Source organism: Mucilaginibacter pineti (genome assembly GCF_900101875.1).
Taxonomy (GTDB): Bacteria; Bacteroidota; Bacteroidia; order Sphingobacteriales; family Sphingobacteriaceae; genus Mucilaginibacter; species Mucilaginibacter pineti.
In genome coordinates this window covers 101,862-109,005 of the sequence record NZ_FNAI01000021.1, presented here as the reverse complement: position 1 = coordinate 109,005, position 7,144 = coordinate 101,862, and the positions used below count along the sequence as shown (strand labels likewise).

General features: G+C 41.3%; 4 protein-coding genes. All 4 read left to right on the top strand.

Translation table 11 applies throughout. From position 1 onward, the window contains the following. Nucleotides 1-806 precede the first annotated feature (806 nt). Nucleotides 807-1,358: an adenylyl-sulfate kinase gene (locus tag BLS59_RS28810; RefSeq protein WP_091156623.1), complete on the top strand. Its 552-nt coding sequence runs from the start codon at nt 807-809 to the stop codon at nt 1,356-1,358. Nucleotides 1,359-1,383: 25 nt separating this feature from the next. Then, complete coding sequence (locus tag BLS59_RS28805) at nt 1,384-2,214, top strand: sulfotransferase (RefSeq protein ID WP_091156620.1); 831 nt, start codon at nt 1,384-1,386, stop codon at nt 2,212-2,214. Nucleotides 2,215-2,412: 198 nt separating this feature from the next. Next, nucleotides 2,413-3,954 (top strand): CotH kinase family protein, encoded by a 1,542-nt coding sequence (locus BLS59_RS28800; RefSeq protein WP_091156617.1) that lies wholly within the window; start codon nt 2,413-2,415, stop codon nt 3,952-3,954. Nucleotides 3,955-4,159: 205 nt separating this feature from the next. Continuing rightward, entirely contained in the window at nt 4,160-6,997 is a 2,838-nt protein-coding gene (locus BLS59_RS28795; protein ID WP_091156613.1) for a DNA gyrase/topoisomerase IV subunit A, read from the top strand. The last annotated feature ends 147 nt before the right edge of the window (nt 6,998-7,144 follow it).

Sequence of the window (7,144 nt, the reverse complement as noted above, 5' to 3'; positions counted from 1 at the left end):
GGCTACGGCCACGGATGCCTGCTGCTTACTGCCATAAACACTTACCGGCAGCTTCTCGTACCGGGTTTCTTCCAATAAATTTAATCGGGCCATAATTTTCTCCTGAACCTTTGATTTTATATGTTGAACAAAAAATAGCTATACAAAAAACCCCCGCCGAAACGAGGGTTTTATCAAACCAATTAACAAAACTGTTTAAACCTCACCGACATGAGGCTAAAGTAAATTCCGTTATATATTATATACTGCATTGCGATACAAACATAATAAAACTAATTTTTAATTCCCATTACTTTTTAAATTATTTTAATAAGTAATTTCTTTTTTACAATGAGTTTATAGGTTAATAAAAATAGCGGGCATAAAAAAAGAGCTCCTGATGGGCAGGAACTCTAATTCACCAATTATAAAACATAAATATGAGAAGAGAGATGCAGGGGACGGGATCGAACCATCCGGTTGCTGCCAGCCAGCGCCTGCGTTGTAGCTATAAAATGAACCACCATTTAAAAACTATCTGCTGCAAATATATAATTAATTCTATTATATCTATCTATTTAGTAGAATAAATAAAAATATTTATTGCTGCATCATATTACATGGAAAGAGAGGGTAATGATGGCCATTATAACTTCATATGGCCCGCAATTCTAAAATTGTTATCTCCGTCATTTCCGCTTTCGTCGATACAATTACCTTATGTATCGATACACCGCAGCCCGACGGCAATTTTAGCGGAATTATTGTCGTTTTAACCTTTAAGTAATAAACGTTTAAACGGGCACTGTTATTTAAATTCAATTACTATGATCATACTTCTTTGCGGTTTATCTGGTTCGGGGAAAACAACCCTGGCCAATAGTGTAAAAAATGGCTTGACCGGAGCAGGCATTTTAACCGAGATAATTGATGCCGATGAATACAGGCAAAAGTTATTTACTGACCTTAAATATTCTAAGGCTGATAGGTTTGAAAATGTCCGCCGTTTAGGTTTTATTGCAAATAAGTTTAGCACACATGGTATTGTTACCATCATAAGCGCCATTATGCCCTATGAGGATATGCGCCGCGAATTGATTGAAACTTATGACGAGGTAAAGCTGGTACATATAGATTGTTCCCTGCAAACATTAATGGACAGGGATACCAAGGGCCTTTACCAGCGAGCCTTGCTGCCCGAGGGACACCCGCAGCGGTTATGTAATTTAAGCGGGATTAATGATCCTTTTCAACCGCCGCACTTGCCCGATGTGTACATCAACACTCAAGCAACCGGTATTGCCGAATGCACCGCGCAGTTATCGGCATATATACAATACCACCATCATTCGTCACGTAAAAGATCGGTGGCCTGTTAAAAATATTAACCTTTAAATTCTATCCATGCAAAATCAAACTTTAATAATTACCGGTATGCATCGTTCCGGCACTTCGTTAATAACCAACTGGCTTAGCCGGTGCGGCCTGCAAATTGGCGAGCGCCTTGCTGCGGGAAATGACGGTAATATAGAAGGCCATTTTGAGGATGTAGAGTTTTTGAACCTTCACGAAGAAATACTTAATAACAATGGGCTTGAAATTTCGGGATTGGTTGATGTAAAGGATGTTAAACTTTCACCATATCATTTAGGCAGGCTGCAAAGTATAATTGGCGTAAAACAAAAGTTATATAAACAATGGGCATGGAAAGACCCGCGTACATGTTTGTTTTTTGATACTTATGCCCAATTGCTGCCCAGTGCCAAATACCTAGTTATCATTCGCGATTACCGGTCGGTATTAAATTCGTTGATAAAACGCGAGTTTGCTTATATAGACAAAAAGTACATGAGCCGTAAATATTTGTCGAGGCTTGCATGGGTGCATTTTAGGCGCGACCGCAGGCAAAAGCAATTTTATGCAGCGCATGCGGATAATTTTTTAAAGGTTTGGATAAACTACAATGAGGAGATCTTAAAAACGCTTAAACGGTTGTCAGCTGGTGATTATCTGGTTATAAACTATTCGCTGCTGCTGAAACAAGACGCTGAAGTGATAAGGTTTTTAAAAAATGAATGGAAATTCAATATTAATTACAGCAGCTTTAAAGACATTTATAAAGACGGTTTAATGAGCAATGGTACCGACGATATAGACGCGTTTGTAGCAGATAAATCCTTGTTGATAAAGGCCGGGTACCTGCAAATACGTTTGCAGCATTACATGAAAGATTAGTTTCTTAATCCCCCGCAAAGCAGGTCGCCGTGTTTTAATTGAAACGGCGGCCCTTTGTGATATATACGAAAATTTGGTTAACGGTGGTAAAAACACGGTTTTTGATCTATAACGATTTAGATTGTAAATATTAATGTAATGTCATTGTTACAATAATATTAAAACAATGTATATTAGTAGCATTAACCAATTTTAAACGTGAGAAAAAAATTACTTTACCTGCTATTAATTGCAGCTGTAACTGGCTGTAAAAAAGAATCTAAACAGGCGGTTACGCCTCCAGTTGTCTCCACTACAGACACCACATCTGTACCAATTCACTTTAGTTTAAAGGCCGAATACAACCCCAAAAAACTGGGAACCGATTCGGTGATCTTTACTACGGTTGGCGATTCGATTTTTGGTGTTGTACCCGCAATGAGCAACGAAAAAAACTTTACCTTAAGTTTTTCGCCATTTAATGCCGATGTGAAAATTGGTAATCAAAGACAGCTAAGCGGTATGATTGCACATGATTTTACCAATCCTGTTACGTTTACTTACACCGATAAAAACGGCAAAGTAAAGGACTACAAAATCAAGATCTCCAATTTTACCGGTATCCCGATCTTAAATTTAACAACAACCGGCCCGGTGGTATCAAAGGACAATTATGTTGATGGTAGCCTTATCGTAAACGCGAACGGAAAGTACGATGTGCAGGCTGGCTCTATTGATCTGCAGATAAAAGGCCGCGGCAACTCAACCTGGGATATGCCTAAAAAGCCATATCGCCTAAAATTCAAAAACAAAGCCGGGATGCTGGGATTGCCCGCAGCCAAAAACTGGGTATTGCTGGCCAATTACTCAGATAAAACATTGGTACGTAACAGTATAGCGTTTGAAATGGCACGCCAGTTTGGGTCAGACTATGCGCCGCATGGCCGTTACGTAGAGGTGTTTATGAACAAGGAATACCTGGGCAGCTATACCCTTTGCGAGCAGGTGGAAGTAAACCCCGGTCGGGTTGATATTACCGAACTTAAAGCAAAGGATAACGGTGCCGATGTAATTACCGGCGGCTATTTGCTGGAGCTTGATCAAAGGCTTGATGCTGCTAAATATTTCTGGAGCAGCCAGGGCTTGCCGTTCACCATAAAATCGCCCGATGCGATATCTGATGCACAGCTTGCTTACATATCTGATTATGTAAATCAAACAGAAAAAGCTTTATTTTCTGCTGATTTTGCCGATGCGGACAAAGGCTATGCTAAATTTATCAACGTAGATTCATTTATTGCATGGTTCCTGGTAAAGGAGATCATGAAAGATAGTGACGCGAAAGATTTTAGCAGCGATTTTTATTACAAAGAGCGCGGCGGCAAATTAGGGATGGGCCCGGTTTGGGATTTCGACCTGTCTGGCGGTAATACCGATTATACAGATGCCGGTCTGCCTACCGGCTGGTGGATCAAAGATTCGAAATGGTTTAGCCGTTTATTCCAGGATCCTGCTTTTAAAGCTAAAGTAAAGGCACGCTGGCTGGTGCTTAAAGCAAATGCTATCCCCAATATCTTTGCCTCAATTGACAGGGGTGCTGCTTACCTTGACCTATCACAACAGCAAAACTTTAAAAAATGGGATATCCTGGGTATTTACGTATGGCCAAATACCTATGTAGGCGGTACTTATCCTAACGAAGTTAACCACCTTAAAGAATGGTTACACACCCGTATAGACTGGATGGACGCCAATTTATAAGCGGTAACAACCAATAAATAAATGACCAATGCCGGGCAAACAAAGCAATTTGTTGTTTAGCATTGGTCATTTTAGTTTTATAGCTATTTTTTATCAAATTGTGCCAAATTGTGGATTGTTTGGTGGATAAAATGTGTTTGTACCCGATCAATACATCTGCACATAATTTTTATCTTTACCAATCCAAAAGTTTTTTTAGCAAATAATGAGTGAAGATCTGAACGAAAACGAGATACCGGCCAATAACAACGAAAAATTACATAACGTTACCTCACTCGACGGGTTATACGAAAACTGGTTTCTTGATTATGCCTCTTACGTAATACTTGACCGTGCGGTGCCGCACATCAATGATGGCTTAAAGCCGGTACAGCGCCGTATCCTGCACTCTCTTAAAGAGATGGACGACGGGCGTTTTAACAAAGCCGCCAACGTAATTGGTAACACCATGAAATATCACCCGCATGGCGATGCTTCAATTGGTGACGCTATGGTGCAGATAGGGCAAAAAAACCTGCTTATCGATTGCCAGGGAAACTGGGGCGACCCAGTTACCGGCGACTCGGCAGCGGCGCCACGTTATATTGAGGCCCGTTTGTCTAAATTTGCGTTGGATGTTGTTTTTAATGCCGATACTACGGTTTGGCAAGCCAGTTATGATGGTCGTAATAAAGAGCCTATAACCCTGCCCGTTAAATTTCCCTTATTGCTGGCCCAGGGCGCCGAAGGTATTGCTGTAGGTTTGGCTACTAAAATACTTCCCCATAATTTTATTGAACTTATTGATGCTTCCATAGCCGCATTAAAGGGTATCCGCCCTAATTTACTGCCCGATTTTCCTACGGGCGGTATGGCCGATGCTTCGCTATACAACGAGGGGCAGCGCGGCGGCAAGATAAGGGTGCGCGCCAAAATTGTTGAGCGCGATAAAAAAACGCTGGCTATTACCGAAATTCCTTTTACCACCACAACCGGTAGTTTAATTGATAGCGTAATATCTGCCAATGATAAGGGTAAGATCAAGATCAAAAAGATTGAGGATAATACCGCCCAAAACGTTGAGATCATTATTCACCTGGCACCCGGTATCTCGCCCGATGTAACTATCGACGCGTTGTATGCCTTCACCGATTGCGAGGTTTCCATATCGCCTAATACCTGCGTTATACAGTCAGATAAGCCGCGCTTTATGAGCGTGAACGATATGCTTACCGAGAGCACGTTCTTTACTAAGGATCTGCTGAAGCAGGAGCTGGATATCAGGCTAAAGGAATTGATGGAGAAGATCTTCTTTAGCTCATTGCTTAAACTGTTTATACAGGAGGGCATGTACAAAAATCCGGAGTATGAAACTTCCGGAAATTTTGAAACGGTTGTTGAGGTGCTGAACCGTTTATTTGAACCGTTCTTTCCGCAGTTTTATAGGGAGATATTACCCGAAGACTATAAAAAACTGATTGACAAGCCAATGAGCAGCATCACCCGCTTTGATGTTAAAAAAGCGGATGAACAGATGAAAGCACTGGAAAACGAAATAAAACAGGTAAAACATCACCTGAAACACCTTACCGATTACACCATTGCCTGGTTTGAAAAACTAAAGGAAAAATATGGTAAGGATCGTGGCCGCAAAACAGAACTGCGCACTTTTGATAAAGTTGAAGCAGCACAGGTTGCCCTGGCCAATATTAAATTATATGTAAACCGGGTTGACGGTTTTATTGGGTCGAGCTTGAAAAAAGACGATACTGTTGAGTTGGTTGGCGATTGCTCGGATATAGATGAGATCATTGTTTTCAGGGCCGATGGACGCTGCATCATCACCAAGGTACAGGATAAGGTATTTGTGGGTAAAGATATTATTCACGTTGCCGTATTTAAAAAGAACGACGAGCGTACGGTTTACAACATGATATATAAAGATGGCGAAAGCGGTATCAGCTATATCAAACGTTTCTCAGTAGTGGGCGTAACCCGCGATAAGGAGTACGATTTAACCAAAGGCACAAAGGGTACCAAAACGCTTTACTTCACCGCCAACCCTAATGGCGAGGCCGAGGTGGTTAACGTACAGCTTAAACCCCATTCTAAGTTAAAAAAGCTGCAGTTTGATGAGGACTTTGCGGTAATCGCCATAAAAGGCCGCGGGTCAATGGGTAATATTATTACCAAATACCCGGTAAAAAAGATACTGCTGAAAAGTAAGGGTGTATCAACCCTGGCCGGTCGGAAGATCTGGTATGATGATATTTTAAAACGCCTTAATGCCGATGGCAGAGGCAAATACCTGGGCGAATTTGACGGCGACGACCGCATCCTGAATGTGTTGAGTAACGGTATTTACGAGCTTACCAATTTTGATTTGAACAATCATTTTGATGATAAAATGATCGTAATCGAAAAGTTCGATCCTAAAAAAGTGTTCTCGGTTATTCACCTGGATGGAAAATCGAAGAACTACATGGTGAAGCGTTTTGTGTTTGAGAATATCGCCCTTGGCAAACAGGTAATTATTATTAGTGAAGAACCAGGATCAAAACTTATTCATATTGGTAAATCAAATCAGCTGGTATCTATAGTTCAGTTAAAAGGTAAAGAGCAAACCCCTGAAACAATCGAGGTAAACCTTGCCGACCTTATAGATGTAAAAGGGATGAAAGCCATGGGCAACCGCCTGTCGCAACTCCCTATAAAAACAGTTGAACTTATAGCCGACGAAGAAGTTGCAGATGAACCCGCCGACGTGGAGGACAATGTTGAAGCAGATGAACCGGCAACCACCGACGAAACCTCGGATGAGGCAGATGAAGATGAGCCTGAAATACCAGTAGCAGAACCTATAAAGCCGTTGGCCCCACCTGCAAAGCAACCAATAGCAGAATCGGTTGAGCCACAAGGCGAAAAACCGACAGCACCTGCCGGGGAAAAACCGGCTCCACCGGAAACTCCACAGCTACCGCCCGCACCTAAGAAAATTGATTTTGAGATCACCAACCCCGATGATATCGATATTGACGATAAAGGGCAATTGGGATTATTTTAGAAAGATAAAGCGCCATCTGGAATTTCCTGGTGGCGCTTTTGGCATGGGGAAATATTAACCGGTTTAAAATCGCCATACATTATTAATAATAAAAAGCAGTTTTTATGAAGAAAACTATAGGTAAACACTCGGTATTTTTATATTTTT